Annotated in this window: 3 protein-coding genes; 2 read left to right on the top strand and 1 reads right to left on the bottom strand. The window is 42.6% G+C overall.

Going from position 1 to position 2,284, the window contains the following annotated elements:
• The first annotated feature begins 84 nt into the window (after window positions 1-84).
• A complete protein-coding gene (locus EGI32_RS15275; RefSeq protein ID WP_255154148.1) occupies window positions 85-576 on the top strand; it encodes a hypothetical protein in 492 nt (163 codons plus the stop codon).
• Window positions 577-740: 164 nt separating this feature from the next.
• Here the strand turns inward: EGI32_RS15275 and EGI32_RS15270 are convergent, their stop codons facing one another.
• Complete coding sequence (locus tag EGI32_RS15270; protein WP_255154147.1) at window positions 741-1,301, bottom strand: hypothetical protein; 561 nt, start codon at window positions 1,299-1,301, stop codon at window positions 741-743.
• Between the two features lie 196 nt (window positions 1,302-1,497).
• On the opposite strand from EGI32_RS15270, the gene EGI32_RS15265 reads away from it, so the two are divergent.
• Entirely contained in the window at window positions 1,498-1,728 is a 231-nt protein-coding gene (locus EGI32_RS15265) for a helix-turn-helix domain-containing protein (protein ID WP_255155390.1), read from the top strand.
• The last annotated feature ends 556 nt before the right edge of the window (window positions 1,729-2,284 follow it).

Raw genomic sequence — 2,284 nt, 5'->3', positions numbered from 1 at the left:
TCCATCTGATGAAAACTATTTAAACCAGTCATTAGCGGAAACTAATCAATTATTTGATGATATATTAGAAATCGAAGAATTATTATGAGCATAAATTTTTATGCGGCTGCTTGCCAAGACTTGACAAATGAAATTTTATTTGGCTTATGCGATGACCAAAATAATACTCGTGCTTATATTGATACAGTTGATAGAAATAAATGGATTGCCATTGTAGAAAATGAAAGTAGCATTGAAATTACTTTTACAGCTATTGATAATTGCATAACCATCTTACGTTCGAACGGCGATTTAGATAGTCGTTGTGATGGAATGTTAACATATACAAATAATATTATTTTTGTAGAGTTAAAGGAAATTAGAACCGGTGGCTGGATTAGTGCTGGAATTGATCAATTAAAGCATACAATTTCATTATATGCAGCAAATAATATTTTAACTGATATAAGAAAACGAAGAGCCTTTTTATCAAATAAAAAATTTCCGAAATTTCAATATGGACATCAAGAACAAATGGAACAATTTAAAAACGAGGTGAATGTTAGATTAATTATTCATAATACAATAAAAATTTAATCACAACTTTTTTTAACACATAATATCTTTCACCGTGGTTGACGCCCATTTCCATCCTCACAACGCCCACGGCCTGGCCTCTCGCCAGCCGGTCCCCTTTAAAGTCGAATTCGCGGCTGGCCAAGCGGGAAACTCTTTCGGTCAGCTATTTCGCAATTAAACAATTAAGCAATCCTCTCCTCCACCAGCCACCCTCCCTCTACAACTCCCATCATCCGCTCCTTCCATTGCATCACTTCGCCGATAGAATACCACCCATCAATGCTCCCTTTACTCAGCGCAGCTTCCATCAGTTCCTGCAGCACTTGCTCCCACTGCGGGATGTGGTTGATTTTTTCCAGGGCAAAATAAGGGTTCAGGTATTCTTCAGCGGTAAGGTGCCGGGGAAAGCATTCCCATGATGAATCGGATTTTTCGTTGCTGAAGGGGCATCCATGGGCAAACCCCGGAGGTTGGGGCCAAACCTCCGGGGTTAATACCGCCGAAAATTTTCTTCCGAGGCTGTAGCTGATTATTTCGGCTGCCGAAAACAACCGGTGCAATTGCTGTGCAAGAAAAACAATATTGACCGGGGGAGCTCCTTTATAGTATTTTTCTTTGCATGCCCATTCAAACAGTTGTGCTACTTCTTCCCGTGCTTCGGGGCAATGATAACAGCTGAAAAATTCGTGAATGGCTTCGTAGGCTTCTTTGAGCGTGCAGATCCGCTGCGGGTAGATGTTCATTTGTTTGTTATTTGATGGTGAGCGGTACATCAAATAATACAAATAAAGTTCCCGCATCGTCATGCAAGAACTTTAGCCTTTCCTGTGCTTAGATGTACCAGATTTCAGAACGGAAAGTTGATGCAATAAAGATAAATTAAAATAGGACACAAAAGTCCTTTTTCTAACAATTTATTTTTAGTCTATTTGTTCTACTATGACGCAGATAAAAAACGATGAGTTACTTGGCAAAATTGGCAACGCACTGAAAGAATTGCGTAAGAGTAAAGGTATTTTGCAAGCAGATTTTGGAAATGATACCGGCATTCATATTGCCAGAGTTGAAAGTGGAACAAGAAATCTGACCATTAGTAGTTTGTCGGTATTGACGGATTACCTCGACATCAAACTATCCGATTTTTTCAAGCTTGTGGAGAAGCAAAAATAACCCCTCCTTCTTCCCGTCTTCCCGGCAAAATTTTAGCTCCCATGCGTGGCGTCCCCGCCAGCCGGTCCCCTTTAAAGTCGCACTCGCGGCAGGCCGGGAGGCCACGCCTTTGGGGTAGAGAAGTTTTTATTTCCGGTTTTTTTAAGATTCATTGAGTGCGAATAGATCCTTTTGATTTTTCAAGCTCGTAGAGAAACAGCAATACCCCTCCTTCTTCCCGTCTTCCCGGCAAAATTTTAGCTCCCATGCGTGGCGTCCCCGCCAGCCGGTCCCCTTTAAAGTCGCACTCGCGGCTGGCCGGGAGGCCACGCCTTTGGGGAAGTGAAGTTTTTATTCCCGGTTTTTTTAAGATTCATTGAGTGCGAATAGATCCTTTTGATTTTTCAAGCTCGTAGAGAAACAGCAAACCCCTCCTTCTTCCCGTCTTCCCGGCAAAATTTTAGCTCCCATGCGTGGCGTCCCCGCCAGCCGGTCCCCTTTAAAGTCGCACTCGCGGCAGGCCGGGAGGCCACGCCGCGGCTTTGGGGTAGAGAAGTTTTTATTTCCGGTTTTTTAA

This window comes from Ferruginibacter sp. HRS2-29, from assembly GCF_024343615.1.
GTDB lineage: Bacteria > Bacteroidota > Bacteroidia > Chitinophagales > Chitinophagaceae > Ferruginibacter.
The sequence above is the reverse complement of the archived record's forward strand: the minus strand, read 5'-3'. Positions and strand labels throughout refer to the sequence as shown.